The sequence below is a fragment of the Sphaerospermopsis aphanizomenoides BCCUSP55 genome (assembly GCF_001586785.1).
Taxonomy (GTDB): Bacteria; Cyanobacteriota; Cyanobacteriia; order Cyanobacteriales; family Nostocaceae; genus Sphaerospermopsis_A; species Sphaerospermopsis_A aphanizomenoides_A.
In genome coordinates, this window is the sequence record NZ_LUFH02000051.1 from 1 (window position 1) to 26,642 (window position 26,642).

General features: G+C 36.0%; 34 protein-coding genes and 2 pseudogenes. 26 read left to right on the forward strand and 10 right to left on the reverse strand.

The window, feature by feature from the left end; translation table 11 throughout:
- On the forward strand, window positions 1–545 hold a 545-nt coding region (locus tag A0J48_RS14215), incomplete at its 5' end, for a hypothetical protein (protein ID WP_234300923.1).
- Between the two features lie 114 nt (window positions 546–659).
- Window positions 660–974: a hypothetical protein gene (locus A0J48_RS14220; protein WP_200324046.1), complete on the forward strand. Its 315-nt coding sequence runs from the start codon at window positions 660–662 to the stop codon at window positions 972–974.
- A gap of 223 nt (window positions 975–1,197) precedes the next feature.
- On the opposite strand, the gene A0J48_RS14225 is transcribed toward A0J48_RS14220, so the two are convergent.
- The 5 genes from A0J48_RS14225 to A0J48_RS14245 form a co-directional block, all read right to left on the reverse strand.
- Entirely contained in the window at window positions 1,198–1,662 is a 465-nt protein-coding gene (locus A0J48_RS14225) for a hypothetical protein (protein ID WP_200324047.1), read from the reverse strand.
- Between the two features lie 52 nt (window positions 1,663–1,714).
- Window positions 1,715–1,999 (reverse strand): type II toxin-antitoxin system RelE/ParE family toxin, encoded by a 285-nt coding sequence (locus A0J48_RS14230; protein WP_200324048.1) that lies wholly within the window; start codon window positions 1,997–1,999, stop codon window positions 1,715–1,717.
- 7 nt (window positions 2,000–2,006) lie between these two features.
- A complete protein-coding gene (locus A0J48_RS14235; RefSeq protein ID WP_200324049.1) occupies window positions 2,007–2,222 on the reverse strand; it encodes an addiction module protein in 216 nt (71 codons plus the stop codon).
- A 277-nt stretch (window positions 2,223–2,499) separates the two neighbouring features.
- Entirely contained in the window at window positions 2,500–2,919 is a 420-nt protein-coding gene (locus tag A0J48_RS14240) for a type II toxin-antitoxin system VapC family toxin (protein WP_234300924.1), read from the reverse strand.
- Complete coding sequence (locus A0J48_RS14245) at window positions 2,916–3,152, reverse strand: DUF2281 domain-containing protein (protein ID WP_200324050.1); 237 nt, start codon at window positions 3,150–3,152, stop codon at window positions 2,916–2,918. The genes A0J48_RS14240 and A0J48_RS14245 overlap by 4 nt, the downstream gene beginning before the upstream one ends.
- Window positions 3,153–3,227: 75 nt before the next feature.
- On the opposite strand from A0J48_RS14245, the gene A0J48_RS14250 reads away from it, so the two are divergent.
- The 7 genes and pseudogenes from A0J48_RS14250 to A0J48_RS14275 all read left to right on the forward strand — a co-directional run.
- A complete protein-coding gene (locus A0J48_RS14250; protein WP_325078832.1) occupies window positions 3,228–3,461 on the forward strand; it encodes a papain fold toxin domain-containing protein in 234 nt (77 codons plus the stop codon).
- Between the two features lie 23 nt (window positions 3,462–3,484).
- Window positions 3,485–3,826: a hypothetical protein gene (locus tag A0J48_RS14255; protein WP_200324051.1), complete on the forward strand. Its 342-nt coding sequence runs from the start codon at window positions 3,485–3,487 to the stop codon at window positions 3,824–3,826.
- Window positions 3,827–4,142: 316 nt separating this feature from the next.
- Entirely contained in the window at window positions 4,143–4,406 is a 264-nt protein-coding gene (locus A0J48_RS14260) for a type II toxin-antitoxin system ParD family antitoxin (protein WP_027401152.1), read from the forward strand.
- Window positions 4,407–4,408: 2 nt separating this feature from the next.
- The gene (locus A0J48_RS14265) at window positions 4,409–4,636 is read left to right on the forward strand and encodes a type II toxin-antitoxin system RelE/ParE family toxin (protein ID WP_234300925.1); all 228 of its coding nucleotides are present in this window, start codon (window positions 4,409–4,411) and stop codon (window positions 4,634–4,636) included.
- Window positions 4,637–4,661: 25 nt separating this feature from the next.
- Window positions 4,662–4,748 carry a hypothetical protein gene (locus tag A0J48_RS27610; RefSeq protein ID WP_325078833.1) on the forward strand — a complete coding sequence of 29 codons (87 nt, stop codon included), beginning with the start codon at window positions 4,662–4,664 and terminating at the stop codon, window positions 4,746–4,748.
- A 299-nt stretch (window positions 4,749–5,047) separates the two neighbouring features.
- Window positions 5,048–5,641 (forward strand): Uma2 family endonuclease, encoded by a 594-nt coding sequence (locus A0J48_RS14270; RefSeq protein WP_200324052.1) that lies wholly within the window; start codon window positions 5,048–5,050, stop codon window positions 5,639–5,641.
- Window positions 5,642–5,822: 181 nt separating this feature from the next.
- Window positions 5,823–6,635: pseudogene (locus A0J48_RS14275) on the forward strand (IS630 family transposase); the annotation flags it as partial.
- An 11-nt stretch (window positions 6,636–6,646) separates the two neighbouring features.
- On the opposite strand, the pseudogene A0J48_RS14280 reads toward A0J48_RS14275, so the two are convergent.
- Window positions 6,647–6,937, reverse strand: a pseudogene (locus A0J48_RS14280) (transposase); the annotation flags it as partial.
- Between the two features lie 418 nt (window positions 6,938–7,355).
- Between A0J48_RS14280 and A0J48_RS14285 the strand changes: the two are divergent.
- From A0J48_RS14285 to A0J48_RS14300, 4 genes are all read left to right on the forward strand, one after another.
- A complete protein-coding gene (locus A0J48_RS14285) occupies window positions 7,356–7,949 on the forward strand; it encodes a Uma2 family endonuclease (protein WP_200324053.1) in 594 nt (197 codons plus the stop codon).
- Window positions 7,950–8,131: 182 nt separating this feature from the next.
- Entirely contained in the window at window positions 8,132–9,643 is a 1,512-nt protein-coding gene (gene ilvA, locus A0J48_RS14290) for a threonine ammonia-lyase, biosynthetic (protein WP_200324054.1), read from the forward strand.
- Between the two features lie 146 nt (window positions 9,644–9,789).
- Window positions 9,790–10,419, forward strand: a complete 630-nt coding sequence (locus A0J48_RS14295; protein WP_200324055.1) for an HPF/RaiA family ribosome-associated protein — start codon at window positions 9,790–9,792, stop codon at window positions 10,417–10,419.
- A gap of 4 nt (window positions 10,420–10,423) precedes the next feature.
- A complete protein-coding gene (locus tag A0J48_RS14300; RefSeq protein WP_200324056.1) occupies window positions 10,424–10,624 on the forward strand; it encodes a hypothetical protein in 201 nt (66 codons plus the stop codon).
- A gap of 93 nt (window positions 10,625–10,717) precedes the next feature.
- On the opposite strand, the gene A0J48_RS14305 is transcribed toward A0J48_RS14300, so the two are convergent.
- The gene (locus tag A0J48_RS14305; RefSeq protein WP_200324057.1) at window positions 10,718–11,290 is read right to left on the reverse strand and encodes a DUF4142 domain-containing protein; all 573 of its coding nucleotides are present in this window, start codon (window positions 11,288–11,290) and stop codon (window positions 10,718–10,720) included.
- A 66-nt stretch (window positions 11,291–11,356) separates the two neighbouring features.
- Complete coding sequence (locus A0J48_RS14310; RefSeq protein ID WP_200324058.1) at window positions 11,357–11,818, reverse strand: pyridoxamine 5'-phosphate oxidase family protein; 462 nt, start codon at window positions 11,816–11,818, stop codon at window positions 11,357–11,359.
- A gap of 259 nt (window positions 11,819–12,077) precedes the next feature.
- Here A0J48_RS14310 and A0J48_RS14315 point away from each other — a divergent pair, with 259 nt between their 5' ends.
- The 6 genes from A0J48_RS14315 to A0J48_RS14340 all read left to right on the forward strand — a co-directional run bounded on the left by A0J48_RS14315 (window position 12,078) and on the right by A0J48_RS14340 (window position 18,163).
- On the forward strand, window positions 12,078–12,668 hold the full coding sequence (locus A0J48_RS14315) for a DUF5132 domain-containing protein (protein WP_200324059.1): 591 nt from the start codon (window positions 12,078–12,080) through the stop codon (window positions 12,666–12,668).
- On the forward strand, window positions 12,628–15,615 hold the full coding sequence (locus tag A0J48_RS14320; RefSeq protein WP_200324061.1) for a cation-translocating P-type ATPase: 2,988 nt from the start codon (window positions 12,628–12,630) through the stop codon (window positions 15,613–15,615). Before A0J48_RS14315 ends, A0J48_RS14320 begins: the two co-directional genes overlap by 41 nt.
- A gap of 44 nt (window positions 15,616–15,659) precedes the next feature.
- On the forward strand, window positions 15,660–16,844 hold the full coding sequence (gene metK, locus A0J48_RS14325) for a methionine adenosyltransferase (protein WP_200324063.1): 1,185 nt from the start codon (window positions 15,660–15,662) through the stop codon (window positions 16,842–16,844).
- A gap of 186 nt (window positions 16,845–17,030) precedes the next feature.
- Entirely contained in the window at window positions 17,031–17,297 is a 267-nt protein-coding gene (locus A0J48_RS14330) for a hypothetical protein (protein ID WP_200324065.1), read from the forward strand.
- Window positions 17,284–17,919 carry a DUF6334 family protein gene (locus A0J48_RS14335; RefSeq protein ID WP_200324067.1) on the forward strand — a complete coding sequence of 212 codons (636 nt, stop codon included), beginning with the start codon at window positions 17,284–17,286 and terminating at the stop codon, window positions 17,917–17,919. The genes A0J48_RS14330 and A0J48_RS14335 overlap by 14 nt, the downstream gene beginning before the upstream one ends.
- A complete protein-coding gene (locus A0J48_RS14340) occupies window positions 17,906–18,163 on the forward strand; it encodes a hypothetical protein (protein WP_200324069.1) in 258 nt (85 codons plus the stop codon). Before A0J48_RS14335 ends, A0J48_RS14340 begins: the two co-directional genes overlap by 14 nt.
- 29 nt (window positions 18,164–18,192) lie before the next feature.
- Here the strand turns inward: A0J48_RS14340 and A0J48_RS14345 are convergent, their stop codons facing one another.
- Window positions 18,193–19,578: an aromatic ring-hydroxylating dioxygenase subunit alpha gene (locus A0J48_RS14345; RefSeq protein WP_200324071.1), complete on the reverse strand. Its 1,386-nt coding sequence runs from the start codon at window positions 19,576–19,578 to the stop codon at window positions 18,193–18,195.
- A gap of 88 nt (window positions 19,579–19,666) precedes the next feature.
- Between A0J48_RS14345 and A0J48_RS14350 the strand changes: the two genes are divergently transcribed.
- Genes A0J48_RS14350 through A0J48_RS14360 form a run of 3 tightly spaced genes read left to right on the forward strand, consistent with a single transcriptional unit; the run spans window position 19,667 to window position 22,654 of the window.
- Entirely contained in the window at window positions 19,667–21,208 is a 1,542-nt protein-coding gene (locus A0J48_RS14350) for an FAD-dependent monooxygenase family protein (protein ID WP_200324073.1), read from the forward strand.
- Between the two features lie 14 nt (window positions 21,209–21,222).
- Window positions 21,223–21,927 carry an actin-binding WH2 domain-containing protein gene (locus tag A0J48_RS14355; protein ID WP_200324075.1) on the forward strand — a complete coding sequence of 235 codons (705 nt, stop codon included), beginning with the start codon at window positions 21,223–21,225 and terminating at the stop codon, window positions 21,925–21,927.
- Between the two features lie 19 nt (window positions 21,928–21,946).
- Window positions 21,947–22,654 (forward strand): actin-binding WH2 domain-containing protein, encoded by a 708-nt coding sequence (locus A0J48_RS14360; protein WP_200324077.1) that lies wholly within the window; start codon window positions 21,947–21,949, stop codon window positions 22,652–22,654.
- A gap of 214 nt (window positions 22,655–22,868) precedes the next feature.
- Here the strand turns inward: A0J48_RS14360 and A0J48_RS14365 are convergent, their stop codons facing one another.
- Window positions 22,869–23,813 carry a putative 2-dehydropantoate 2-reductase gene (locus A0J48_RS14365; RefSeq protein ID WP_200324079.1) on the reverse strand — a complete coding sequence of 315 codons (945 nt, stop codon included), beginning with the start codon at window positions 23,811–23,813 and terminating at the stop codon, window positions 22,869–22,871.
- A 120-nt stretch (window positions 23,814–23,933) separates the two neighbouring features.
- Here A0J48_RS14365 and A0J48_RS14370 point away from each other — a divergent pair, with 120 nt between their 5' ends.
- From A0J48_RS14370 to A0J48_RS14385, 4 genes are all read left to right on the forward strand, one after another.
- Window positions 23,934–24,335: a fasciclin domain-containing protein gene (locus A0J48_RS14370; RefSeq protein WP_200324081.1), complete on the forward strand. Its 402-nt coding sequence runs from the start codon at window positions 23,934–23,936 to the stop codon at window positions 24,333–24,335.
- Between the two features lie 235 nt (window positions 24,336–24,570).
- A complete protein-coding gene (locus A0J48_RS14375) occupies window positions 24,571–24,912 on the forward strand; it encodes a hypothetical protein (RefSeq protein ID WP_200324083.1) in 342 nt (113 codons plus the stop codon).
- A 320-nt stretch (window positions 24,913–25,232) separates the two neighbouring features.
- Window positions 25,233–25,916, forward strand: coding sequence for a hypothetical protein (locus A0J48_RS14380; RefSeq protein WP_200324085.1), 684 nt, complete (start codon window positions 25,233–25,235; stop codon window positions 25,914–25,916).
- Complete coding sequence (locus tag A0J48_RS14385; protein WP_200324087.1) at window positions 25,913–26,488, forward strand: hypothetical protein; 576 nt, start codon at window positions 25,913–25,915, stop codon at window positions 26,486–26,488. Before A0J48_RS14380 ends, A0J48_RS14385 begins: the two co-directional genes overlap by 4 nt.
- The last annotated feature ends 154 nt before the right edge of the window (window positions 26,489–26,642 follow it).

Here is a 26,642-nt window from a genome sequence, read left to right on the forward strand (position 1 = left end):
AATATGATATTGTTAAAATAAAATCCATATTATTTTTAAATCTTCAAATGATTTTAATACCTGAAATTTTTAATTGGGCATTTAGTCAAAAATTAAGTAACCTTTATAATATCTCTGAGCATTTTGGAGAGAATGAAACAGATTTATTGAACTTATTGGAAATAATATACTTAGCTGAACAACTAAAATATGCTAATTGCTCAAATATTCAAGAAAAATTTGCAGATACAACAAATTTGAACAAATTATATTCTTTAAGTTCTGAACTATTCTTTGCTAACGAATTTAGAAAACTGGGATTTTCTGTCTCGTTAATTCCTGATAATACTCCTGAGTGGCCTACAAAAAGTCCAGATATGTGTGTAGTCAAAGAAGGACGGGAATTCCTGATTGAAGTTGCCAGAATTAGTGGTGATGAGACAACATCTGAGATAGCAGACTCTATTAGAAGCTTGATTAAAAAAAGTCCTTTTTGGATCGAAATTCAAATCTCACGTGAATGTTATATACCAGTTGTAAACAGTAAAGAGAGAGAAGAACAATAAGAAATAGTAGGAAAATTTATTGATGAATTTAAGAAAACAATTCTCACTATTGATGAAAAATCACTCCCGCAAAATCATAATATTTGCGGTTGTAAAGTGAACTTCAGTAAATCTATGCACGGAAAAAGTGGTTACTATGCAGGTGGTGTTACAGATGCATTTATAATTCCAGAGGAAAAGTTTGAAAATGAACTTAAGTTTAGATTGGAAGAAAAAGCAAAAAAAAGAAAACATTGGAACAAAACTCAAAAATATCAACCTTACTTAGTTGCGCTGGATATACATCAAGGTTGGATATCTCCAAGTAATTTAGTTTCTCTAGTTTTTGGTAATCAATGTTATTTTCAGTGTCCATTAAAATCAACAGATATTGAACCACTAAAAGTAAAGCACGCAAAAACTCGTGGTTGGCAAACACTTTTAGAATGAGTTGGTTTTAATGAACAAAGGTCTCGTGTCAAAGATCCTGGTATTTTTATAGAAAATTCAGATATTTGTGAAAATATATCAGGCGTTATTGCAAGAATTAGAGGAAAATTATACTGCTTACCAAATCCTTTTGCTGAAGAATCAATTAATTGCTTAGACTTGCAACAAAAAATACCTTGGCCTTTGAATTAAAATGTAAAAGTATTTTTAGGTAAGTGTTAACTTATTCTTCATTGCTAATTTGTTCTTGTTTCTTTCTTGCCGATTGAATAGTATACGCACTAACAACTCCACCCATTAATCCGGGGAGATTTAACAACATTAATAAATCAAAAAACTGTTTAGCTGCCGCACCTTTGTCTACCTCATAATATTTGTTAATCAACCACTCTTCATAATCATCTTTATTGATAAACCTTCTACCTGGTTTATATTGTTCAGGGTATTTATCGCTCAAGAATTTAATACAAAGAAGTTGACCAACTCTATACTTTTCTCTATGACAAGGCGAAACAGTAGAAGAAATACTCCAAAGTGTTAACCATGTCAATCCCCAAAGTAAAATAGGGGTAAAAGAGGAGAGCCTAATTCCTGAAAATATTGTACCAAATGGTAGATAGTTATAAATCCAATGATTTAATATTATACTTTTGGCGCGGCGTGTTGTAATTTCTTCTTTAATAGACATATTTTTACTGTGTGTAGTGAGGGATTGTACTACTTATTATACACACAGATAGTTAAAAGTAACTAATAATTCCTGAACTCGTAGCAAGTAGGTTGGGTTGACGCTTTTCATCTATAATAATGTAAAGTAATCCATAAGGAAACTTGCGAATTAACTTTTTTCTAACTTGTTCGTGAACAATTGGACAAGCAAAAGGATTACGTTGAATAGTTGAAAAACTAGCATCAACAACACGAATAAATTCAGAACCTAATCCAACAGTATGCTGTTCATACCAATTATAAGCATCCTCTAAATCAAGTTCTGCTTCTGGTGTAATGAAAATTCTGTAAGTCATATATTAACTAACGATTAAATTTTTGTTTCACTTCCTCCCAGCTAGAAACTTGATGAGGATTTTGATAATAAAGTTCTAAACGTCTCTCCAATTCCTTTTTTTGAGCATCACTAATAGTTACATTATCAGCATCTACAGTGATACTATCCCAAATATCTTGGACTAATTGGATTCTTTCCGCAATACTTAATTGTAAAATGTTTTGAGGTAGTAAGTTCTCCATAAATCTTCCCACTTGAGTAGACAATATTTTTTATTTTAACTCATCATTAGCAACTAGGTTAGGTTGAGACGCAAAACCCAACAATAAACAGCATACAGCATAATCTACCATTAATAACGCACTTATTACAACCCAAAAACCCTCTATCTATTCACATCATCTCACCCAACCATCACCAACTATCATGTAAATAAGAGAAGACAATAGAACCATGACAGATAAACCACCGAAACATTCACTTCACCTGAGAATTATCACCCGAACAAAATCAAACGCCCTATTGTGGCATAATTACCGGAATAACTTGATTTTTATTGCGCCGATAGATCAGAAAATCACTATCAAAAGTTAACAAAAAACTATCATTATAAAGTTCAGACATCCGCACCAAACAAGCATCTGCTAAAGACATCGGAACAGATTGATAAATCTTGAGAAGTTCCCCAATAATTACAGCTTCATCATCCAAATTAAAAGGTACTTTAATAACTCCATTCTTCACCAAACCTATCACAGCATCTTGACCACCATAAACATTTCGCAACAAAAAACAAGCCTCAGAAATTACAGCTTCACAAGTTAATAAAGGAGGCTCAATATTATCCCATTGTGATGTTACCCAACCATGAAACTGGTCACGACGATTAATTATAGCTACCAATGGACCCGTATCTAGTAAAACACATCTCCTCATCATCCACCGTAACCATCCATATAATCTTTATTAGTAGATAAATCATCGGCTGCTTCCACACAACCAACGTATTCTTGAGCCATAGCTAAAGCTGAAATACCTGATTTTTTGGTTTGATTAGATAACCCTTGCTTTTGCATTTTAGCTAACAAAAACTCTACAAAATCTAACGCCTCTTGTTGTTTATCAGGAGGTAATATTTTTACCTTGTCTATAATTATTTCTTCAACAGTCATTTGATTTGTCCTTGAGGATAAATTAATATTTACTGCTCTGCTTTTATATTTTAGCACATCATCCTACATATTCAAATCTCCACAAATTCTCAAGATCCAATTTATGGCAGAATTTATGATGATAGTATTGGAGAATTGATTGCTACCACTGGTCATAATGAAGGTGTTATTATTGAGATAAATGACGGAGAACTTGTTTTTGACAACATTCACCATCAAGGCATTACCCGATTAAACTGGATACAGAATCTCTATTCACCTATTTTAGATGCAGGATTAGAGTTTCAAATCACAGAAACTTACTTTTAACCTAAAAATTTAGTGAGTTAAATATGGATAATCTCTACAACTTACTGCAAAAGATCAAAAAAAGACCTGCAATGTATATAGGTAAAAATTCTATTTTTAGCCTCCAAGCCTTTTTAGATGGATACTATTTTGCCCGTCGAGAAATTGGTATTCCCTTAACAGCAGAAGAAACAGAATTTCAAACTTTTTTACAATGGATAAGACAGAAATTCAATGTAGAAACAGGTCAATTATGGTCAAGTATTCTGCTTTTCCATTCAGCCGATGAAAAAAGTGCAGTAGATAGATTTTTTACCTTGCTTGAAGAATTTTATCAACATCAAAAAAATCATGAAACAGCAAAAATTGATGAATTAGTTTCATGACCATAAAAATTACGGCGTAGGTTGGGTTGACGCGAGAAAACCCAACGATACCCATCATTAATAACGCACTTATTAAAACCCAAAAACCCTGTATCTGTTCACATCATCTCACCTAACCATCACCAACTATCATGTAAATAAGAGAAGACAATAGAACCATCACAGATACACCTGAAAACATTCACCTCACCTGAGAATTAGTCTAAGTATATTTAGCTACTAAAATTAATGGATTATAAATACTTATTTTCATTATCATGGCAGAAAATGACAAAACCTGCCATATTATAGAAAAGTAGATTTAGGAAATCACATTATGAAAAGTATGAATATTTCCTTACCTGACACCATGCGTGATTATATAGAAGAACAGGTAGCGCAAGGTGGTTACAGCAGCGTCAGTGAATATTTTCGGGAACTAGTGCGACAAGACCAAAAACAGAGAGCAAACGAACGACTACAAACCATGCTCTTAGAAGGATTAAACTCAGGAAATGCAACAGAAATGACTGCTCAAGATTGGGAAGATATTCGTCAAGCAGTTCGTGAAAAAACCAACAAACGTCAAAGTGCAATTTAGCCATGATGTTTGCAATTAAAAAAAGACCTCAAGTTATCCGCGACTTGATAGATTTAGCTACCTACATAGCAGAAGATAGTTTAGACGTTTCTGACAGCTTTTTACTAGCAGCAGAAACAACATTTAAACAATTAGCTAAAACTCCAGCTATGGGAAAACTCTGTCAATTTCCCCATCCCAACTTAGCAGATATTCGACAACAATCAATTAAAGTCCTTAAAATATTATAATTGAAAATATCTCATTTTTTATCGTATCACTGAATCAGAAGTTGATATTTTGCGAGTTATTCATGGTGCAAGAGACATTGAAACAATATTAGATGAGGATTTAGAAATATGAGTTAAGTAGGTTGGGTTGACGCAGAGAAACCCAACAATACCCACTATTAATAACACTAAATTACAATCCAAAAACCCTGTATCTGTTCACATCATCTCACCCAACCATCACCAACTATCATGTAAATAAGAGAAGACAATAGAACCATCACAGATACACCTGAAAACATTCACCTCACCTGATTTAGATCCCCGACTTCTAAGATTGATTATGGATATGATAGAAAAATCCTGAAAAGAAGTCGGGGATCTTTGACAATGAGCTATAATCAAGATTAAAGTCATAACCATAAAATTACTATGACTATCCAAACCTTAGATAAAACTACCACAATTTCCGAACAGCAATTTCTTCTACCTGGCCATTACACCTGGGAGGAATTTGAAACAATAGAAACCTTAACCGCAGACGCAGCAGGTTTGCGGATAACTTATCTTGATGGGTGCATCGAATTTATGACGCTGAGTGAACAACATGAAATGATTAAAACCATTCTTGGTTTTTTACTAGAATTATATTCCTGTGAAATAGGTATAAATCTGATTCCAGTAGGTAGTGCTACTCGTCGCGCAAAAGAAAAAAATGCTTCCTTTGAACCTGACGAATCTTATTACATCGGAGAAAAAAAAGAAAATCCAGATTTAGCAATTGAAATTAATATTACCAGTGGCAGTATTGATAAATTAGAAAAATATAAGCGGTTTAATATTACAGAAGTTTGGTTTTGGGAAAATAACCAATTGTCTCTTTATCATCTTGAAGATGATAATTATAAGCAAATTAATCAAAGTGAATTATTGCCAGATTTAAATATAGATTTATTAGCGAGTTGTGTTTTAATGCCTTCTATTATTGATGCAAGAACAGAATTTATGAAAGGTATTAAAAAGTAGTAGTTTGTAGGTTGGGTTGACACAAGGAAACCCAAAAATACCCACCATTAATAACGCACTTATTACAACCCAAAAACCCTGTATGTGTTCACATCATCTCACCCAAACATCACCAACTAAGCTGTTGTGCAGCTAGATTGTATAATAGAGAATTAGATAACTAAGCTATCGCTTCTGAATTATGCCAGCAAAAAACCATCTATCTCAAGAACAGAGAGAAAAGCTATTAAAACACTTAAAAGAGCAAGATAATCCTTATGTAAGAGAAAAAATACTAATATTACTGTTGATGAATGATGGAAAAACTTACCAGGAGATAAGTGATTTTTTAAACATAGCATATACAACAGTAGCATATTGGGCAGTGCATGGAGATGCGGATAACATAGACAGTTTTTTAGATGGAAGAAGAGAAGGGAACTTCCGTAAAGTAACAAAAGAATATGAGAACTTGTTGTTGGAAGTAATTGAGAAGAACCCTGATGAATATGGATATGAATTTGGCAGATGGACATCATCAAGACTAGCGACATACCTAGAAAAAGAGACAGGAATAAAGTTAAGTAGTTCGCAAGTAAGGAGAATTTTAGAGAGAAAAAAGTACGTTTACCTTTGGGCAAAGTACAGCCTAGAGGACAAACAAAATCCAGAGAAACGTAAGTTGTTTAAAGAGAAATTAGCCAAATATTTAGAAATAACAAAATCAAGCCCAGAGCGTTTACAGGTATGGTTTTGGGACGAGAGTGGATTTAGTTTAAGAGTGATAAGAAGAAAAACATGGAGAAAGAAAGGTAATTCCAAAAAGGTGACAGGACAAAGAAGAAGAGGAAGAGTGAATATTATGGGAGGGCTGCGTTATCATGACAAGAAAAGAATAAATTTTGTGATTAAACAAGGAAATGCAGACGTGTTTTATGAACAATTAAAATCTTTGAATCATTTTTTAAAACACGAATGGATAGAAGCTGGAAATAAGTTGGAAGACTTTAATAAGCTGTTGTGCAGCTAAACCGAATAAACAGCATTACCTTTATTTTTAACTTTGCGCTCCCATTTAATAATAAGACCGCCTTCATTTAACAATTTAGTTAATAATTCCTCTAACTGTTCTACCGATTCAAATAATCTGTGGGCTATATATTCTTTAGCTGAATGCCACACCAGTTCAATTAAATTATAATCTGGACTATAAGGTGGTAAAAATTCTAGAATAATATTTGGCATTTCTGCCTCAATACGAGCCAAAATATCTTTTTTTTTATGATAACTAGCATTATCAAGAATAATAACTATTTTAGCCGAATTATTAAGCGAAGCAGCACGTAAATTAATAGAAAATTTATTGCAAAATATTCAAATTGCCAGCCCATGAAAAAAGTGCAGTAGATAGATTTTTTACCTTGTTTGAAGAATTTTATCAAAATCAGAAAAATCACGAAACAGGAAAAATTGATGAATTAGTTTCATGACCATAAAAATTACTGCGTAGGTTGGGTTGACGCGAGAAAACCCAACAATACCCACCATTAATAACTACAACCCAAAAACCCTGTATCTGTTCACATTATCTCACCCAACCATCACCAACTATCATCTAAATAAGAGAAGACAATAGAACCATCACAGATACACCACCGAAACATTCACCTCACCTGAGAATTATCACCTGACCATGAGTTATAATTAAGGTTAAAGTCATAACCATAAAATTACTATGACTATCCAAACCTTAGACAAAACCACCGCAATTTCAGAACAGCGATTTCTTCTACCTGGTTATTACACCTGGAAGGAATTTGAAATAATAGAAACCTTAACCGCAGACGCAGGAAATTTGCGGATAACTTATCTTGATGGGTGCATCGAATTTATGACACTTGGTGAACAACACGAAAATATCAAAAAAATTATCGCTATTTTGATAGAAGCATATCTCTTTGAAAAAGGTATAAATTTCATCCCAGTAGGTAGTGCTACTCGTCGCGCAAAAGAAAAAAGTGCTTCCTTTGAACCTGATGAATCTTATTACATCGGAGAAAAAAAAGCAAATCCAGATTTAGCAATTGAAATTAATATTACCAGTGGGAGTATTGATAAACTAGAAAAATACAAAAGATTTAATATTACTGAAGTCTGGTTTTGGGAAAATAATCAATTGTCTCTATATCATCTCAAAAATGATAATTATGAGCAAATTAATCAAAGTGAATTATTGCCGGATTTAGATGTAAATTTATTGGTGAGTTGTGTTTTAATGCCTTCCATTATTGATGCGAGAACAGCATTTATTAAAGGTATTAAAAAGTAGTGGTTTGTAGGTTGGGTTGACACAAGGAAACCCAACAATACCCACCATTAATAACTACAACCCAAAAACCCTGTATCTGTTCTTGAAATTGCTGGTGTGATCGCCCCCATGACAAAAACCCACCCCCAATTACCCAACAAGCGGTAAAATTAACATCCAACCCCAAATTGCATCTATAGCCCATGTATTGCGACTACCTGGTACAAATCCTTACCGCCCGCGTTTACGATGTAGCCCAGGAAACACCACTGGAATATGCCCCCAACCTCTCCAACCGCATCAACAACAAACTGCTGCTGAAGCGGGAAGATATGCAGTCTGTCTTCTCCTTCAAACTGCGGGGCGCATATAACAAAATGGTCAACCTACCCGCAGATTTACTGAAACAAGGTGTGATTGCTGCTTCTGCGGGCAACCATGCCCAAGGTGTAGCCTTAGCCGCCCGTCGCTTGGGAACAAAAGCAATTATCGTCATGCCCGTAATTACGCCCCAGGTCAAAATAAATGCAGTCAAAGCACGGGGAGGAGAAGTTGTCCTACATGGCAATAACTATGATGATGCTTACGCCCACGCCCGTCAATTGGAAGCAGAAAAAGGGTTAACCTTTATACATCCCTTTGATGATCCTGATGTCATCGCCGGCCAGGGGACTATCGGGATGGAAATTCTGCGCCAATATCAACAACCTATCCATGCAATTTTTGTGGCTATTGGCGGTGGGGGTTTAATTTCCGGTATTGCGGCTTATGTGAAGCGGTTGCGTCCCGAAATCAAAATTATCGGTGTCGAACCTGTAGACGCTGATGCTATGTGTCAATCTCTCAAAGCCGGTCATCGGGTGCGCTTGTCCCAGGTGGGTTTGTTTGCGGATGGGGTAGCAGTGCGGGAAGTGGGGGAAGAAACCTTCCGGTTGTGTCAGCAATATGTAGATGAAATCATTTTGGTGGATACGGATGCTACTTGTGCAGCAATAAAAGATGTGTTTGAGGATACCCGTTCTATTTTAGAACCTGCGGGGGCATTGGCTGTTGCAGCTGCTAAAGCCTACGCAGAACGAGAACAAATTCAAGGAGAAACCCTTGTTGCTGTGGCTTGCGGTGCTAACATGAACTTTGACCGCTTGCGTTTCGTAGCAGAAAGGGCAGAATTTGGAGAACGTCGAGAAGCTATTTTTGCGGTGAATATTCCCGAAAAACCAGGAAGTCTGCGTCAGTTTTGTGAATGTATTGATAACAGGAATTTGACAGAATTTAATTATCGCATTGCAGATAATAAAGAAGCCCATATATTTGTCGGTGTGCAAATTGAAAATCGCGCCGATGCAGCCAAAATAGTTGCCAAATTTGAAGCTAATGGGTTAAAAACAATTGATTTAACCGATGATGAATTAACAAAATTACATTTACGGCACATGGTAGGCGGACATTCTCACCTTGCTGACAATGAATTATTATATCGGTTTGAATTTCCTGAACGTCCTGGTGCATTAATGAAATTTGTTGGTTCTATGTCTCCTGACTGGAATATTAGTTTATTTCATTATCGCAACAACGGCGCAGATTATGGGCGAATTGTCGTCGGAATGCAAGTACCACCCCATGAAATGGCACAATGGCAAGAATTTCTTGATTCCTTGGGTTATCGCTATTGGGATGAAAGCCAAAATCCTGCCTATAAGTTGTTTTTAGGTTAATTATTCAGCAATATCTCAAAATTAAACTCAACCTTCAGTGAGAGAGTTGAGTTAATATTATTTTGTCTATAGATAGAGGTAAAAATATGGCTGATTTTCTAGAATTATAGGATTCTTCCAAGTCCTGCGAATTACTGATCATAAACATGAAAATACCTCCAGAAATCACTTATCGCAATCTAGAAAAATCCGAAGCAATTGATACTTTAATTCATGAAAAAATAGCCAAGTTAGAGCATATTTGTAATTACATCAATAGCTGCCATATTGCCATTGAAAAAATACATGACCGACCCCGGAGTGGTTCTCCTTATCGAGTCAGAATTGATCTGACTGTTCCCCCTGGTCATGAACTAGCAGCAGAAAAAAATCCCGGTGAGGGTATCCAATATCAACCGCTAGATGCAGTGATTCGAGAAACTTTTGATGCCATGCGTCAGCAGTTAACTAAAATTACTCAACGGCAACGTGCCAGTGAGCAAGCTAACAGATATCCAGAAGCACAAGAAACTACAGGTTTTGTGACTAAATTATTTCGAGAAAATGGCTATGGTTTCCTGAAAACTTTAGATGGCAGGGAAATATACTTCCATCACAATAGCGTTTTACATAATGACTTTGACCGTTTAGAAATAGGTACTGGTGTGAATTTTTCTCTAGAACAAGGTGATGAAGGACCCCAAGCCAGCACTGTAAAAATAGTTGATAAACCTGGTGTGCGTGCTGGTAAATCTTCAGAAACTTTGATTGAACCGCCCTTAGATTGGCAGGGATAGGTGCATGAATATACAAACTGATGAATTGAAAAAAACAGCGTCGCAATTGCTGGCAGCTATGCTATCTAACCCTCACATTTACCCCCAAATTAGTGATGCTGGAGGCCATGGAAATATGGAACAGAAATTAATAATCATTGCGGTAGAAATGGCAGAAAGCTTAATTCAGCATATCGAACAAACTCATGCCCAAAATGAACGGTAATTAATGCCAAACCAAAAATAATAAACTAATAAAAGTTTGTAGTCAATGCCTTCATGCTAACTACAAACTATAAAATTATTCCTTCTGCCTGCCTCATTTTCTACCGCGTCCTGTGAGGCTATCTTGAATAGAACGAGCTTGTGTTAAATGATCTTGCAAAAGTGGCAAATTTTTTGTTGCCCAATTTTTCAAATCTTGATCATCACCTTGTTGAGATTGACGACGATATAGAGAAATGTCCTTATTATGGTCTGCTACCATCTGCTGGATATATGCTTGATCAAACTCAGCACCAGGCAACTTTTCTAAATTGGATTTTATTTGTTTATTTTCTTTACCAATATCTGAAGGTAAAGTAACACCTTTTTGATTAGCCCAGTCTTGGAGTTCTTGATTTAATTGTGTATGATCTTTCACCATACGTTGTGCAAATGTTTTTACTTCATTACTATCAGCCTTTTGTTCTGCTAACTGTCCTAATTCAATTTCAGCTAAGTTGCCCTGATTAGCTTTAGTTACAAACTGCTGGTCACGTTGACTCACATTATTTTGAGTTAATTTAATGGGAGGTAAATTTGACTGAGATAAAGCAATATTTTGTCCCGATGTAACTGTAAATACACTTGCTGTTAACAGAACAGCCATGACTATTTGCTGTTTTTTCATGACTCAATTTCCCTTATCTGACAATTCGGTAATTTTTTTATAAAGGATAAATTTCCAAGAATTGCTTTAACGGTGTACAAGTTCTAACAAATTAATTGTTTGTGATCTAGAACAAGATGGATTATCCCAATAGTCTGCTTTATTGATATTCACCTTCAGCAAAGCCAGATTCGGTTCATCTAATCCTTGAGGAAACCAAGTGTGTAATTTTGGTTGCCATTTTTCTTGTAATTTATTTCTGTCTCTTACCAGTTCCGCTGTACCTACAATAGAAACATATCGCTCTTTATCAGGTGAAGACAAGCTGACATTCACCTGTTGCCGATGTTCAATTTCCAATACTTTATGAGAATCAGCAGAGGTAAAAAACCAAAGTATAGCATCAGCATCAATTTCACTGAAGATAGACATGGGGCGACTATGCAAACTACCATCATCATCGACTGTGGTTAACATTGCATAATCAATATCTTTAATCAGTGTACGTAACTGCTCAATTTGTTGATTACGGCCTTTTGGATTTGTCATTGATCTATTTTTAGTAAGTAAATTTGAAGAGCTTTTTTAGTATTAATATTTTTAGATTAATGTTGCATGAATCTAAAGGTATAATTCCTCAATAAATAAACTGAAGGGGATATAACCAAAGAAATAATTTTATAAACAAAATATTTATTTTGGTTATGGGTAACTCAATAACTCTGTAACTTAAGGCTGAGGGAAAGAAGGTCTTTTAAAATTACACTGGTATATGGTTTACATCTTGTGGTAATGATGGAGATTAAAAATGGCATCTACATTAGACACAATTTTTGAAGGTTTGACAGCAATAATTTTTTCACCATTAATTCTACCTATTGCCTCAGCGGTGAAACAACCTGTGGTTCAAAATAGTATTAAAGAAAGTATAATTTTGTCTGAAAGGTTGAAGGATTCAGTCGCAGAAATAGGACAAGCTTTTGAAAAAGCAAGAGCAGATGCTAAAAGAGAAACAGGAGATAGTTTTAGTTCAAGAACTTACCCAGATCATTTAACAAATGGAAATGGTAAGTCAGAAGTAGCGCAAGATTTCATCAATATAATATCTGATATCAATGCTGATGTGGGAAGAATGACAGGAGGTGCTGCTGATTTACGGGTTATATTGCCTCTAGGAATTGCTTTAATTTCTGTTAGGCAATTGTTCAGAAAAGGACTAGAACTAGATGAAATGCCTTGGTATGTATTAGCCTGGTATGCTTTCGATATTTTTACACGACTGAATTATGAGGATGAAGAACAATTAACAAGTTTATCAATTAATAGTGTTTCAATGGAATTTCAGGAGCAACGGAGTAGTGATTCAACCAATACACACGAGTATCAAAGGGAGAACTAGATTTAAAATCAATGAACTTTATCGTTCACAGTCTCTAAAAATTTATTTGGAGCGGTCGCTTGTCAATTTTCCAGAAATCAAAAATGTTTCTGCTAATATATTAACTGGCAATATTTTGGTTATTTTTAATCAGGATATTAGCTATAGAGAAATAGGCTTTTTAATTCAGAAGGTCTTATTTGATTATCAAAATAAGTCCGGTTTTACTGATGGCAATAAATTGGTAGAAACTACAAAATATCAAACAAAATATCAACAAAATAAACAACTTGTTGCCCAGCACGAGCAAAAAAGCCAAAACTGGCATTTGATGCCCGTAGAAAAAATTTTAAAATTATTCAATACTTCAAATACTGATGGATTATCCAGTGAAACTGCTACTAAGCACCTCAATAAATATGGCAAGAATCTGTTATCAACAACAGTGAAACGTTCTGAATTGGCTATGTTGCTTGAGCAGTTTAAATCCTTACCAGTTGCTTTATTAGTTATCGCCTCTGGTATTTCTATTGCTACTGGGGGAATGATTGATGCTGTAGTAATTTTGGGTGTGGTGGGATTAAATGCTGCTATTGGTTATACTACAGAAAGTCAGTCAGAACGGATTATTAATTCCCTGAAAAATCGGGCTGAAACATCAACCTTAGTAATTAGAGATAATCATCAAACAGAAATACCCACGGAAAATGTAGTTTTAGGAGATATTTTAGTTCTTAAACCTGGTAGTTATATTGCCGCAGATGCCCGTATCATTGCAGCAGATAATTTAAATGTTGATGAGTCTGCTTTAACTGGAGAAAGTTTGCCCATAACTAAAATTACTACATCTTTAAATGGTGAAGATGTGCCTTTAGCAGATCGTTTAAATATGATTTATAAAGGCACATTAGTGATTAATGGACAGGGTTTAGCGGTGGTAGTTGCTACAGGTAACTTTACCGAAATGGGCAAAATTCAGCAACTAGTTGGTGAAGCAACAACAACCCAAACTCCCCTTGCTAAACAATTAGATCAAGTAGGTAGTCAAATTGTTTTTATTGGCATGGGATTATGTGGTTTAGTCTTTGGTATGGGACTCTTCCGAGGATATGGTTTATTGCCAATGTTGCAATCTTCTATATCTTTAGCAGTCGCAGCAGTTCCCGAAGGTTTACCAACTATTGCTACAACTACCCTAGCTTTAGGCATTCGTGATATGCGAGAAAATCACGTTCTTGTCCGCAGTTTAAATGCAGTAGAAGCGTTAGGTTCGGTGCAGACAATTTGTTTAGATAAAACCGGGACACTCACAGAAAATAAAATGTCGGTAGTGGAAATTGTCACCGACAGTAAACATATTCAAGTAACTAATGGAGATTTTATTGCTGGGGAAGAAACTATTGATCCCTATACCAACAATGAATTATTAAAATTAATTCATATTTCGGTTCTTTGTAATGAGAGTGAAGTTAATCAAAAAAATGATGGTGAATATGTAGTTACTGGTTCAGCAACAGAAAATGCTTTAATTTACACCGCCATTAGTGCAGGAGTAAATATCATAGCGTTGAGAGAAAAATATCCCTTATTGCAAACTAATTTGCGTTCAGAAAAACGTAACTTGATGAGTACAATTCACGTTACACATAATCATAATCAAATGGTAGCTGTTAAAGGGAATCCTGCCGAAGTTTTACAACTCTGCCACAGATGGATGAAAAGCGGGCAAATAGTAACTTTAACAGCAGAAGATCGGCAGAAAATGGAGATGGAAAATGATCGTATGGCAGGAAAAGCTTTGCGAGTTTTAGCAATAGCTTATGGTTATATTGAGGAAGGTGACAACAGCAATAATCATGAATCAGATTTAATTTGGTTGGGTTTGGTAGGGATGGCAGATCCTCTAAGAACAGGGACAAAAAAATTAATTGCAGACTTCCATCAAGCAGGAATAGATACGGTGATGATTACCGGAGATCAAAGTCCTACAGCTTATGCGATCGCCAAAGAATTAGAATTAAATCGACATCCCCAATTAGAAATTCTCGACTCCAACAACCTCAATAATCTCACCCCTGAAGCATTAGCAGCACTCAGCGACAAAGTAGACGTTTTTGCCCGTATTAGTCCCAGTAATAAATTACAAATAGTTCAAGCATTGCAGACATCTGGTAAAGTCGTCTCTATGACTGGTGATGGTATTAACGACGCACCTGCATTAAAAGCTGCCCAAGTCGGTGTGGCAATGGGTAAAGAAGGAACAGATGTTGCCCGTGAAGTTGCGGATATTGTCTTAGAAGATGACAGATTAGAAACAATGATGATTGCTGTCAGTCGTGGCAGAACAATTTACAACAATATCAGAAAATCTGTGCATTTTCTCTTAGCAACAAATCTCAGCGAAATCATGGTGATGACCACCGCTACCGCAGTCGGTATTGGTGAACCTTTAAATGCAATTCAACTTCTCTGGTTGAACTTAGTAACTGACATCTTCCCTGGACTTTCTTTAGCTATGGAAGCACCAGAACCAGACGTATTAAATCAACCACCTCGTAATCCTCATGAACCAATTATTAAAAATACCGACTTTGGCAGAATTGTGTTTGAGTCTGCTGCTATATCAATTAGTACCTTAGCTGCTTATGGTTACGGTATTTTTAAATATGGGATTAGTCCTAAAGCCAGCACCTTAGCTTTTATGACTTTAACATCAGGACAACTATTACATACTATTAGTAGTCGTTCTGAAAAACACAGTATTTTTAGTAAAGAAAAATTACCACCGAATCCTTATTTAAAAACAGCTATTTTGGGTTCTTTTGGGATTCAATTGTTAGCTTTAACTGTGCCGCAGTTACGGAGTTTGTTGAAAATTGCCCCATTGAATATTGTAGATGCTGCTGTAATTACTGGTGGTGCAGTTTTGCCGTTATTGGTGAATGAAGAAACTAAAAAAATAAATTAAATAATGATAGTAACGAACCGCAGAGGAAATAGAAGGATTTTTTTATGAAAGAAGATTTTATGTTTACATCGGAATCTGTGACGGAAGGACATCCTGATAAACTGTGTGATCAGATTAGTGATGCCATTATAGACCGATTTTTACAACAAGATCCTTATGGTAGAATCATTACCGAATGTGCAGTTTCTACAGGTATTGTTTTTATTGCTGCCAGATTTGAACCCAATGCTAATGTTGATTTTACTAACATAGCTAGGCAGGTAATTGAACAAGTCGGTTATCAACAAACGGAATTTAATGGTAAAAATTGTAGTATTTTAACTAGTTTGACAGAATTACCTCCAGAAGACCATCATTTATTTGATGAAAAGATTTTATCTGATGCGGAAATAGAGAAAATTACTGTTACTAATCAGGCTACGGTTTTTGGTTTTGCTTGTAATCAAACTTATACTTTTATGCCTTTACCGATTTGGTTGGCACATAAATTAGCTAGACAAATTAGTGAAGTGAGAAAGCAGAAAATCCTCCCATATCTGACTCCAGACGGTAAAACTCAAGTGGGTGTGGAATATAAAAATCGTCAACCTTATAGAATTCACAGTATTGCAGTTATCGCTAGTCAAAATCAACGTACAGAACCTGATTTACAGCAATTACAAAATGATATTCGAGAAACTGTCATTCATCCTGTATTTGCAAATGAGAAAATTAAACCTGATGCCAAAACTAGAATATTTATCAATCCTGATGGACAATTTATTACTGGTGGACCGACTACCCATGCAGGTTTAACAGGTAGAAAAAACGCTATTGATACCTATGGTGAATATTCTAAACATAGCGGTTCAGCTTTAAGTGGCAAAGACCCCATTAGAATAGATAGAATTGGTGCTTATGCTGCCAGATATGCAGCTAAAAATGTTGTTGCTGCTAAATTAGCTGATGAGTGTGAAGTGCAATTAAGTTATTCTATTGGGCTTTCTCGACCTGTGAGTGTGCAGGTAGAAACTTTTGGAACTGGGAAGATTTCTGATGAGGAAATTACAGCAATTTTAGAGAAACATTTTGATTTTCGGTTAGCAGGAATTATTAAAAAATTTGATTTAAGGTTTTTACCTTCATTAACTAAAGGTGGTTTTTATCGTAAGCTTGCTGCTTATGGTCATGTGGGCAGGAGTGATATAGAATTGCCTTGGGAAAAGGTGGATAAGGTAGGGGTATTTTGAATTAGGTTTTAATAATTCTTTCAACAAAAAAATTAATAAACTAGATACCCAAATCATCAAAGAAATTGGTTATCAATTCCCTGTTCATTAAATAATATTAAGTAATTGAAATAATTTATTAGCATAAATGCTATGTTTTTTGTATAAAATTTACCCAAATCATATAACTCAATTAGCATTTACGCAATGGATGAACAGGAGGGTATTAAACTCACACCTGGTGGAATGAAGAAACTTGGCAATCTTGTTAATATTAAAGATGACATCATTGCTGATGCTATTCGTGAACGTGGTGGAGGACAAGGACAGGTTAATCAGTTACGCAGCGATTATCAAAATACCAGGGTGGGAGAGTTGGCTAATTTAGCTGCTACGGGAGATCCAGACGCGGAAACTGCTATCAAAATTCTCAAGCAAGCAAGGAAAAAGCATGATAAATATGGCAATCAATGAATTTCCTATTGGACAAACGTTACTAGGGGTATCAACCATTGAAGATCAAGAATTTGGTGGTGATGAACTTTGTCTTGATGAAGTAAAACTTTATTTTGAAGATCCAGAACATAAAATTACACTAGTAACTCTATCACCTATTGTTGATACCGATGAAATTGAAGTCACAATAGAACATACTACCCATCTTCATGCTGCTGATAGTGTTGGTAATAATCAATTCTCATATTCACTTCCTCTAGGTACAAAATTGATGAATGTCTGGGTATGCGAGAATCAACAAGGTTATCAAGATCAGGTGATTTTGGCTTTTGCATCTCTACATCCTAACATTGCTTTTTTAGCAGAAGGGTCAGTGATTAAAGTATTTTTGAATGAGCAAATATTAAAGGATAAAAGACTAAATGAACAAGCAAGAAAAGAAAGAGAAGAACCATTAAGATCATACGCTGAAATATTACTGGACATGATTAAGCAGAATCCTGAATTAATTTATCAGATCAAAGAATTAGAAGATATGGTTTTGGGTCAAGCTGCTGAGGTTGCACTTACTCAGTCTAAAATGGTTAATACAGAAGCTTTTACATCTGCACTGGAGGGTTTAGCTCATGGTAAAATGTGATGTAGAAAAAATAGAACTACAACTCGACCAAAAAACCCTTGAAAAAGCCCTTACTTTGGCAAAATCCCATAATTTAGACTTGTCACAGTTGATTGCTTACGCAATTGATAAACTAGCAGCAACAGAACCAGCAAAAGACCGTTTACTGGGATTATTCGCTGATGATCCTGAATCAGTAGATGCGATGCTAGAAGAAGTTATGAAAGATCGAGCAGCACACCCACTAAATCAACATTTTGGATAGCAAATCTAAACCAGATATTAGTTTTTCACCTAATTATCATAAAGTTTCAACCAAGGTATCCCTCGTTTAGAAACGCTGCTTAAAAAACGATGTCTTAAATCATCTAATAAATAAAATGCCAAGCAACTAACAACAGCAATAATAGTTGATATTACTGCCAATTGTACAGGCACATTTATTAAAATTAACAGCAATGCCAAAACGGCAAACACTCCGATACTGGTGGTACAAATTCCTTGGGCTTTTTCTATGAACAGTAAAGAATTTCGACAACTAGGACAATGCTTTGTATGTCTGTTCCATCTATCGAATAATTGCTGATCATCTAGTTCTTGAAAACTGGTTTTTATATCTCCTTCCCAAGCCGGACTCCCTCCAGCAAATTCATCTAACCATTTCCTAAAAGTGACGATACCTACATCTGATTTAGCTGGCATAAAATAAGCTTTCTGCCAAGGTTTTTGTAATGATGATTCAATGGTTTCTTGAGAGTGCATCATCGCTAAATCTTGATCACCAAGCTTGTAACCAGATATATGTTTTAATCCTGTTTGTAAATATTGGGGAAGTAGATTGAAAAACCAATTTTTAGAACCAGAATTCATTCCCGTTAAAAACTTGACTATGTACCGACAATAACCTGGTTTGGTTGGTACAAAGTATAATTGAAATAAGTTACTTTTGCCGTTGGCATATTTATATATAGTCGTATTTGCAGAAGGTGGCGTAAACTTCCGTATAGCTTCCATATCTTTATTTAACACATTATATCCGCTATGTTTGAGAGTAAAACCACCTTGACTTGTGATTTCTCCTACATTTTCAAACTGCTGGATAGGTACGGTTTTTTCTGGTGAAAAAGATCCAATTCCTTCATGTAAAAATTGAGCATGGGAAGGATCTAAGCTACTTTCAACTGATACGGTATAACCCACAGGTGCTTCAAACATATACCAGTCTATGGCATCAATATCAAGTTCTGTTTCTGGTGTGGTGGCTGGTTTTTTAGCTGTACAGTCTGTAAATGCTGTTACACTATGATCAGGCCATACCCAGAGTAAATTTTGTGCTACTTTTGTCGGATAGGTTGTAACTTGCGAGCGATCACTTTTACAAGCAGTCACTTCCGCTTCACTCCCTGCTAACATGGGAATTTTTGTACATTTCCCTTCGCTGTTAAAACACCAACCATGATGTCTACACATCAGTGTTCCATCTTCCTTGATTTTTCCCAGAGATAGCCGCGCTAATTTATGAGGACAAGCATCATCCATCACCACCCAGTTTTGATGGTTATCTCTCCAAATTACTAACTTTTTACCCAGCAGGTTGACAGAAGTCGGTTGCTGTGAATCTAAATAACTGATAGGAATAAGAGGATACCATTGCTGAGTCCAAGAAAATTGACTTTCCATAATCCTTAAAATTTAACTTGTTAATAATCTTCTGTTAAATTATAACTGGCTTCAAAAATCTTAACAATTACACTATCTAACAACTTTTATGTCTTTAACCGAAGAGATTCTTTCCCAACTTCCAGGCGATGTTTTAGGCGGTTTACGTCGCACAGATAGCATTTTAACATCTCTGCGAACCGATAACCCAATCATCCCCAATGTGGTGACAGAAAACCCTGAACCTTTAGACGCTGTGGACTGGGATGTAATTATCTGTGGTGGAACATTGGGAATTTTGATCGGTTGTGCTTTAGCTGTGCGGGGTGTGCGTGTAGCGTTGCTGGAAAGGGGAATTTTGCGCGGAAGAGAACAGGAATGGAATATTTCTCGTCAAGAATTAGCAGTATTTAGAGAATTAGATTTGTTGACAGAAACAGAATTAGCCAGAACTATAGTTACTGAATATAATCCCGCACGAGTTAGCTTTCAAGGTGGTACAGAAGTTTGGGTAGAGAATGTTCTCAACATCGGTGTAGATCCTATTTATCTATTAGAAACCCTCAAAACTCGTTTTCTTGCTGCTGGAGGCCAGTTATTTGAAAACACGCCTTTTAGTAATGTAGTGGTTCATTGTAATGGAGTCAAAGTCAATAATCAATTTACAGGTAAATTGTTACTGGATGCAATGGGAAATCTTTCTCCCATCAGTCAACAAGCACGTCAAGGAAAAAAACCAGATGCACTTTGTTTAGTTGTGGGAAGTTGTGCTGAAGGTTTTCCGGAAAATAACTCAGGGGATTTGTTGTTATCTTTCACGGCTTTGCAAAATCAATGTCAATACTTTTGGGAAGCTTTTCCAGCTAAGGATGGGAGAACAACTTATTTATTTACCTATATGGATGCACATCCACAACGTTTGAGTTTAGAAAATTTATTTGAGGAATATTTACGCCTTTTACCACAATATCAAGGCGTAGAAATTAATCAACTTAACTTTAAACGGGCGTTGTTTGGTTTCTTTCCCAGTTATCGCCAAAGTCCTCTCCAAACTCCTTGGAATCGGATTTTACCAGTGGGAGATAGTAGCGGTAATCAATCACCTTTAAGTTTTGGTGGTTTTGGGGCTATGGTTCGTCATTTACAAAGGTTAACTTTTGGCATTGAAGAAGCATTGATAACTGAACAATTATCTGATCAATCTTTATCAATGCTGCAACCTTATCAACCGAGTTTGAGTGTGACTTGGTTATTTCAAAAGGCAATGAGTGTGGGTGTAAATCAACAAATTCCACCTGCACAAATTAACCAACTCCTCTCTGCTGTATTTGAAGAAATGCAGAAGTTAGGAACACCTGTTTTAAAACCCTTTTTACAAGATGTTGTTCAGTTTGGGGCGTTAACAAAAACTTTGTTAAAAACTGGTTTATCCCATCCCCTATTAGTTGCTAAAATTATCCCCCAAGTCGGTTTAATCAGTTTACTAGATTGGATGTTACATTACGTTAATTTAGGTGTATATACTAGCTTGTTTTCTCTCCATCCCATGTTAGAAATAGTAGTTAAAAATTTACCAATTCAACAACAATATTATTGGCATCGTTGGGTTGATAGTTGGAAGTTTGGTTCTGGTGGTGATTACTCTGAATAATATCTGAGGATAAAATGATTGAGCGCAAATCCGGTGGTGTAAAATACTTTGCAGTGCTAATTGAATTACTGCGAGAACGTCAAGTTTTCCTAGAAGAAATTCGCCAAGGTGTGAGATTACAAAGTAAAATAATTTCTCTTCTAGTTTGTAGTTCTCTATTTATTGCTATGTATGGCGGAATTATAGGCGCATATCATAGCTGGATGCAAGCTTTATCTTCTGCTGTTAAATTACCAGCACTCTATTTAATTACTCTGTTAATTTGTCTACCGACTTTGTTCTTTGCTAATATTATTTTTGGTTCAAAGCGCACTTTTGGTCAGTATTTTGCTTTGGTGCTGACAGCGGTTTCAGTTACTAGCGTGCTTTTATTTAGCTTTGCACCAATTACTTTGTTTTTTTTGATGACAACCAATAATTACCAATTTTTAATTTTACTCAATGTTATTATTTTTGCATTGACTGGATTTATTGGTATTTCTTCTTTATATAATGCGACTTATATCGTTTTAGAACAGGAAGATGACGGTAGTAAAACTCGCAAAAAAATTATCCAAGCTTGGTTATTTCTTTATGCTTTTGTGGGTAGTCAGTTAGGATGGACTCTTAGACCTTTTTTCGGTGCGCCAGATTCGGTTTTTCAACTGTTCCGAGAAAGAGAAGGTAATTTTTATTTAAGTTTATTACAATCTCTCGGTTATTTATTAGGAATTCGTTAATTACTCAGGGGAAATTAAAATGCTAGAACAAGAAGCTTATGTGAAAAAACACTTTGGTGTTTTACTTAGTTTACTACGCGATCGCCAGGGTTTTTTAGAAGAAATTAGTCAAGAGGTAAGATTACAAAGTAAAATCAGTTCTCTGTTTGTTACAAGTTCCATATTCTTTGCAATTTATGGCGTAATTATTGGCGCTTCTAATAGTTTTGGACAATCATTATCTAGCGCCATTAAATTACCAGCTTTTTATTTATTAACCTTGATTATCTGCTTTCCTACCTTATTCTTTTTTAACGTCTTATTTGGTTCACGTAGTACCTTTCAGCAACATTTCGCTGTTTTAATGACAGCAGTATCGGTAATTAGTGTTTTGTTATTTAGTTTAGCACCAGTAACGCTGTTTTTCATGATTACAGCCCCTGATTCATACCAATTTTTTAAACTTTTGAATGTGTTAATATTTGGCATTACAGGTATTTTTGGTGTGAAGTTTCTTTATGAAGGAATGCAGTTACTGTCTAAACAAGATGAAGTGGGAAAAAAAACCAGGACTACAATTTTAAAATCCTGGTTATTTCTTTACGCTTTTGTGGGTATGCAGTTAGGATGGTTTCTCCGTCCCTTTTTTGGTGCGCCCGGTTATAAATTTGAGTTATTTCGAGCAGTAAAAGGTAATTTTTATTTGGATATTGTTCAAGCGATATCAGAAATATTGGGTATGAGATAAGGGAGCATCCCAAATGTGTAAGTTTATTTTTTGCTTGAGGTCAAGACTTGAAATAAACGAACCACGAAGGTACGAAGGACACGAAGGAAAGAGAGTTTTAGAGAGATTTTGCAGTGGCTAAGTTTATTTTTTCAAAATTGGGATGCTCCCTGAGATAATTGGTAATGGGTACTGGGTAATTGGTAATAGCTAAAAACTTTTTTACTGTCACCTGTCACCTGTCACCTGTCACCTTCCTATCCAAAAATTTCAACTGTTGATATAAACAACGAATTTGAGGTAAATTTACACTTGCTGCTTCTGCTTTTCTTAAGGAGTTACCAAAAATTGCTTCTACTTCCAAAGGACGACCTTCATCAAAGTCAATTTTCATGCTAGTCCGATAAGGTTTCATTTTCACTGTATAGTCCAGCATGGTTTGAATGAAGCTTTCAGGAATTAAACGCCCTGTACTTTTTGCCCCTAATGCTACTTCAAACATCAATTGTTCAACTAACTGACGGGTGTGGATATCTGCCATTAATTCATCTGTTCTCGCATTGAGAATAACAGACAGTCCATTGTAGGGAATATTCCAAACTAGCTTTTTCCAACGTCCGAATAATAAATCTTCTACCAGTTCTATGGAAATACCAGCATTTTCAAAATCTGTGGCTATTTCTCGCATTTTGTCTGTAATTCCAGTGGGATGATAGTTAGAGGCATATTCACCCAAGGTAATTTGTCCATAGTCTAAATGGCGGATATGTCCTGGCCCGACTTTGTTGGAACACAGAAAACATAACCCCCCTATTACCTTGACATTACCGACAATTTCCGCCACTTCTGCTTCTATCCCTAACCCATTTTGTAATACCAACACTACACCGTCATCTTTAACGACTGCTGGTAACATCTGCTTTAGTAAGTGGTTTTGAGTTGTTTTGAGTGCTATTACTACCACGTCACAACGGGGCATTTTTTCTACATCATTGTATACCTGGACATGGGGGAGAATAAAATCACCATCTTTAGATTCAATGATTAAACCATTTTGCAGGACATCTAGGTAATCACTTTTAAGTAAAAAGTGGACGTTATGACCAGCTTTTTGCAGTTTTGCGCCATAAAAACCGCCTAATGCACCAGTCCCTAGAATTCCGTAAGTGCGATCGCCCATTTCATCTATAACTTAATCTTAGAAAAATCATAAAGGGATATTGTACCAAGTTTTTAATTTATAAAACTTAAACATGATTTACTATTCTTTATGACCAATGACTAAGGTGAGGTAACATCAATGGCTGATATAGTTGATATTGCGGTTAGTAATGATGCGTTTAAAACTTTGGTGGCTGCTGTCCAAGCTGCTGGTTTAGTAGAAACCTTAAAAAGTCCTGGGCCATTCACTGTCTTTGCACCAACCGATGATGCTTTTGCCAAATTACCACCAGGAACTATCACCACTCTATTACAAAATATTCCCCAGTTATCACGCATTTTAACTTATCATGTTGTGCCAGGAAAACTTACCAAAGCTGATTTAGCAAAACTAGGAACAGTGACTTCTGTGGAAGGTTCACCCATTAAAATTGATTGTGAAGATGGTTTTGAAGTCAAAAATGCCACGGTTTTAGCCGCAGATATTGATGCTGATAATGGCATAATTCACGTTATTGATACCGTGATTTTAATGGGATAATTTAGGTAAGAAGGGTGTGGGGTGTTATTAATTTTGGATTTTGGATTTTGGATTTTGGATTGTTCTGAGCAACTTCAATCTAAAATCTAAAATTTTCTTCACTGTTCCCTGTTATATCTTAATTCTTTAAATTATGTAAAATATTTAATGTGATTACTCACTTTCATGCTAAGATTGTCTTAACTAAATAAATGTTAACTTTATATTAATAAGCTAATCTTATTATCCTAAATTAATGATTGATTTCAACACTTTAGCTGAATTTTCCCGTGCCAACTGTACAGGTATTTGTGCTTTTCTTGTACCAGCAAACATTTTAGCCACATTGTTAACAATTATTCTGGCAGCATTCAACCGTCCTACTATTCAAATATGGCAAGCGGCTGGATTTGCTAGTATCTTTGCTTTGGTGATGGTGCTGCACGTTTATACTTGGTTCATGATTGGTGTAGTGATGCTACCAACGTTTATTTTATTGGGTTTAGCAATAACTTGTTTGTTAACTAATTTAGCTGCTATTATCTGGCGGATTAACTACAGCAGTTATCAGCAGTCAGCAATTAGTAATCAGCAATAAAATTCCTTTGCTATCTCAATTTGTGAGTGCAATCATAACCGAGATTTTGCTAAAATTGCACCTTATTTGCGACCAAAATGTACAATTCAATAACTGATTACTGATAGCTGAATGCTGACGACCCTATTCAGTTTTGATCCGCTTTTCGGCAAAAATAGCTTGTACATAAAAAATTAACATTGGTAACAATGTTTTTGTTATTTTTGGAACTCATTTAGCGAATGCAGTAGTCATTGGTGATAATTTCAATCTTTTGTCTTGGGTTACTCCCCGACAATGATTATGCTATCACGTTCAAAGACTATCGAATTCGACAATTTATGATGTCTCTTAAATCACAACCAAATCTACTACGCGATCGCACAAAGCGCACTGGCCACACAAAAAAACCCTTGTTATCCATACTTCTGGGACTGACCTTACCAACAGTTATACTATCTACACCAGCCAATGCGAATCAAATAGATCAGATTGTTGAGTTTGATCCAGTGGAAGCTAAAACTATGCTAGAACCTGGAAAATCAACCCTCAAGGGACGTACATTTGTTACTCATAACTCACGAGACCGGGGTAAAGAGCGAATTTATGGCAATCAACAAGTTGTTTATCTGTTCCCAATGACAACTTTTGCTCGTGATGTGTTAGCCAAAGCGGGTAACAGAACCTTGGTGATTATGATGTTATCTAAAGCTCAGGAACATACCGCCCGTGTTATTACCGACAAGTCAGGTAATTTTATCTTCCGGGGTCTTAAAAGTGGTCAATACCTACTCCTAACATCAATTCCTTACGAAGCAGATGTGAAAGTCAGAGAAAACACCGGACGTACACGCACCAGGACTCAATACAATACAGATTGGTTTGGTAATGTTATATCCTCTACAGGCGTTACAGAACCTATTTACAAATACAGAGAAGAGACCTCTAACCTAGAGCATCGTATTTTTAAGCTAGTTGAAGTTAAAGATAGTAATGTCGTCACTGATCTGGGTGAAATTCAATGAAGAAAAGGTCTATTTTGCAGAATGCTTTGGCTATGCTAGTGACTGCTAGTTGTAGCGTGGGGGTTGTATTACCTGCGATCGCCCAACCATCAGGAGAACCGTTTTTTGGCGATCGCTTTCAGGATTGCAAATCTTCTATGGCAAGGTGTTGGTTCATGGTTTTCGGTACAGGTGAAGCATCTAACCGCAAACTCTACCTAGCAGATTTCCGAGTCCGTCCCACCAAAAATGACACAGTAGAAATTGATGCTGTAGAAGTCCATGAAACCCACCCCAAACAATTAGATCACCTAGTTTGGACATTGGAATTTCGCTGTAAATCCAATGAATTTCGTGCAGTAAAAGGTTACGCCTTTCTCCGTGACGGTAAAGTAGAGTCCGCAGAAAGTTCCAAATGGATGCAAATCCCCCCTAACTGGTTATCTCACGCAGGTAAGGCGGCCTGTAGCGAAGAAGTTCGTAGATCCCCTGGTGCAAATTTGATGGGGTTTTTAGGCAATATGTATCGTCCAGTTGATGCTGCGGACTTGATCCGGCAGTATCTATGGACTGAAGATACTGTCCAGCGTTAACTTCTGAAATCAAAATTACAAGGTGCGTTACATCTTTTTAACGCACCCTGCAAGGTTGCGGAATAATCATTGATTTCTGGTCTTCATTCATGGGGAAGCAGAGGAAGCAGGGGGAGAGAAAAAAGCTGATCTCAACTGTATTAGGCTATATTCC

What these genes read in the sequence shown, in the direction of transcription:
- A0J48_RS14220 (WP_200324046.1), top strand. Translation starts at nt 660, where the DNA reads ATGCACGGAAAAAGTGGTTACTATGCAGGTGGTGTTACAGATGCATTT.
- A0J48_RS14225 (WP_200324047.1), bottom strand. Translation starts at nt 1,662, where the DNA reads ATGTCTATTAAAGAAGAAATTACAACACGCCGCGCCAAAAGTATAATA.
- A0J48_RS14230 (WP_200324048.1), bottom strand. Translation starts at nt 1,999, where the DNA reads ATGACTTACAGAATTTTCATTACACCAGAAGCAGAACTTGATTTAGAG.
- A0J48_RS14235 (WP_200324049.1), bottom strand. Translation starts at nt 2,222, where the DNA reads ATGGAGAACTTACTACCTCAAAACATTTTACAATTAAGTATTGCGGAA.
- A0J48_RS14240 (WP_234300924.1), bottom strand. Translation starts at nt 2,919, where the DNA reads ATGATGAGGAGATGTGTTTTACTAGATACGGGTCCATTGGTAGCTATA.
- A0J48_RS14245 (WP_200324050.1), bottom strand. Translation starts at nt 3,152, where the DNA reads ATGACTGTTGAAGAAATAATTATAGACAAGGTAAAAATATTACCTCCT.
- A0J48_RS14255 (WP_200324051.1), top strand. Translation starts at nt 3,485, where the DNA reads ATGGATAATCTCTACAACTTACTGCAAAAGATCAAAAAAAGACCTGCA.
- A0J48_RS14260 (WP_027401152.1), top strand. Translation starts at nt 4,143, where the DNA reads ATGAAAAGTATGAATATTTCCTTACCTGACACCATGCGTGATTATATA.
- A0J48_RS14265 (WP_234300925.1), top strand. Translation starts at nt 4,409, where the DNA reads ATGATGTTTGCAATTAAAAAAAGACCTCAAGTTATCCGCGACTTGATA.
- A0J48_RS14270 (WP_200324052.1), top strand. Translation starts at nt 5,048, where the DNA reads ATGACTATCCAAACCTTAGATAAAACTACCACAATTTCCGAACAGCAA.
- A0J48_RS14285 (WP_200324053.1), top strand. Translation starts at nt 7,356, where the DNA reads ATGACTATCCAAACCTTAGACAAAACCACCGCAATTTCAGAACAGCGA.
- ilvA (WP_200324054.1), top strand. Translation starts at nt 8,132, where the DNA reads ATGTATTGCGACTACCTGGTACAAATCCTTACCGCCCGCGTTTACGAT.
- A0J48_RS14295 (WP_200324055.1), top strand. Translation starts at nt 9,790, where the DNA reads ATGAAAATACCTCCAGAAATCACTTATCGCAATCTAGAAAAATCCGAA.
- A0J48_RS14300 (WP_200324056.1), top strand. Translation starts at nt 10,424, where the DNA reads ATGAATATACAAACTGATGAATTGAAAAAAACAGCGTCGCAATTGCTG.
- A0J48_RS14305 (WP_200324057.1), bottom strand. Translation starts at nt 11,290, where the DNA reads ATGAAAAAACAGCAAATAGTCATGGCTGTTCTGTTAACAGCAAGTGTA.
- A0J48_RS14310 (WP_200324058.1), bottom strand. Translation starts at nt 11,818, where the DNA reads ATGACAAATCCAAAAGGCCGTAATCAACAAATTGAGCAGTTACGTACA.
- A0J48_RS14315 (WP_200324059.1), top strand. Translation starts at nt 12,078, where the DNA reads ATGGCATCTACATTAGACACAATTTTTGAAGGTTTGACAGCAATAATT.
- metK (WP_200324063.1), top strand. Translation starts at nt 15,660, where the DNA reads ATGAAAGAAGATTTTATGTTTACATCGGAATCTGTGACGGAAGGACAT.
- A0J48_RS14330 (WP_200324065.1), top strand. Translation starts at nt 17,031, where the DNA reads ATGGATGAACAGGAGGGTATTAAACTCACACCTGGTGGAATGAAGAAA.
- A0J48_RS14335 (WP_200324067.1), top strand. Translation starts at nt 17,284, where the DNA reads ATGGCAATCAATGAATTTCCTATTGGACAAACGTTACTAGGGGTATCA.
- A0J48_RS14340 (WP_200324069.1), top strand. Translation starts at nt 17,906, where the DNA reads ATGGTAAAATGTGATGTAGAAAAAATAGAACTACAACTCGACCAAAAA.
- A0J48_RS14345 (WP_200324071.1), bottom strand. Translation starts at nt 19,578, where the DNA reads ATGGAAAGTCAATTTTCTTGGACTCAGCAATGGTATCCTCTTATTCCT.
- A0J48_RS14350 (WP_200324073.1), top strand. Translation starts at nt 19,667, where the DNA reads ATGTCTTTAACCGAAGAGATTCTTTCCCAACTTCCAGGCGATGTTTTA.
- A0J48_RS14355 (WP_200324075.1), top strand. Translation starts at nt 21,223, where the DNA reads ATGATTGAGCGCAAATCCGGTGGTGTAAAATACTTTGCAGTGCTAATT.
- A0J48_RS14360 (WP_200324077.1), top strand. Translation starts at nt 21,947, where the DNA reads ATGCTAGAACAAGAAGCTTATGTGAAAAAACACTTTGGTGTTTTACTT.
- A0J48_RS14365 (WP_200324079.1), bottom strand. Translation starts at nt 23,813, where the DNA reads ATGGGCGATCGCACTTACGGAATTCTAGGGACTGGTGCATTAGGCGGT.
- A0J48_RS14370 (WP_200324081.1), top strand. Translation starts at nt 23,934, where the DNA reads ATGGCTGATATAGTTGATATTGCGGTTAGTAATGATGCGTTTAAAACT.
- A0J48_RS14375 (WP_200324083.1), top strand. Translation starts at nt 24,571, where the DNA reads ATGATTGATTTCAACACTTTAGCTGAATTTTCCCGTGCCAACTGTACA.
- A0J48_RS14380 (WP_200324085.1), top strand. Translation starts at nt 25,233, where the DNA reads ATGATGTCTCTTAAATCACAACCAAATCTACTACGCGATCGCACAAAG.
- A0J48_RS14385 (WP_200324087.1), top strand. Translation starts at nt 25,913, where the DNA reads ATGAAGAAAAGGTCTATTTTGCAGAATGCTTTGGCTATGCTAGTGACT.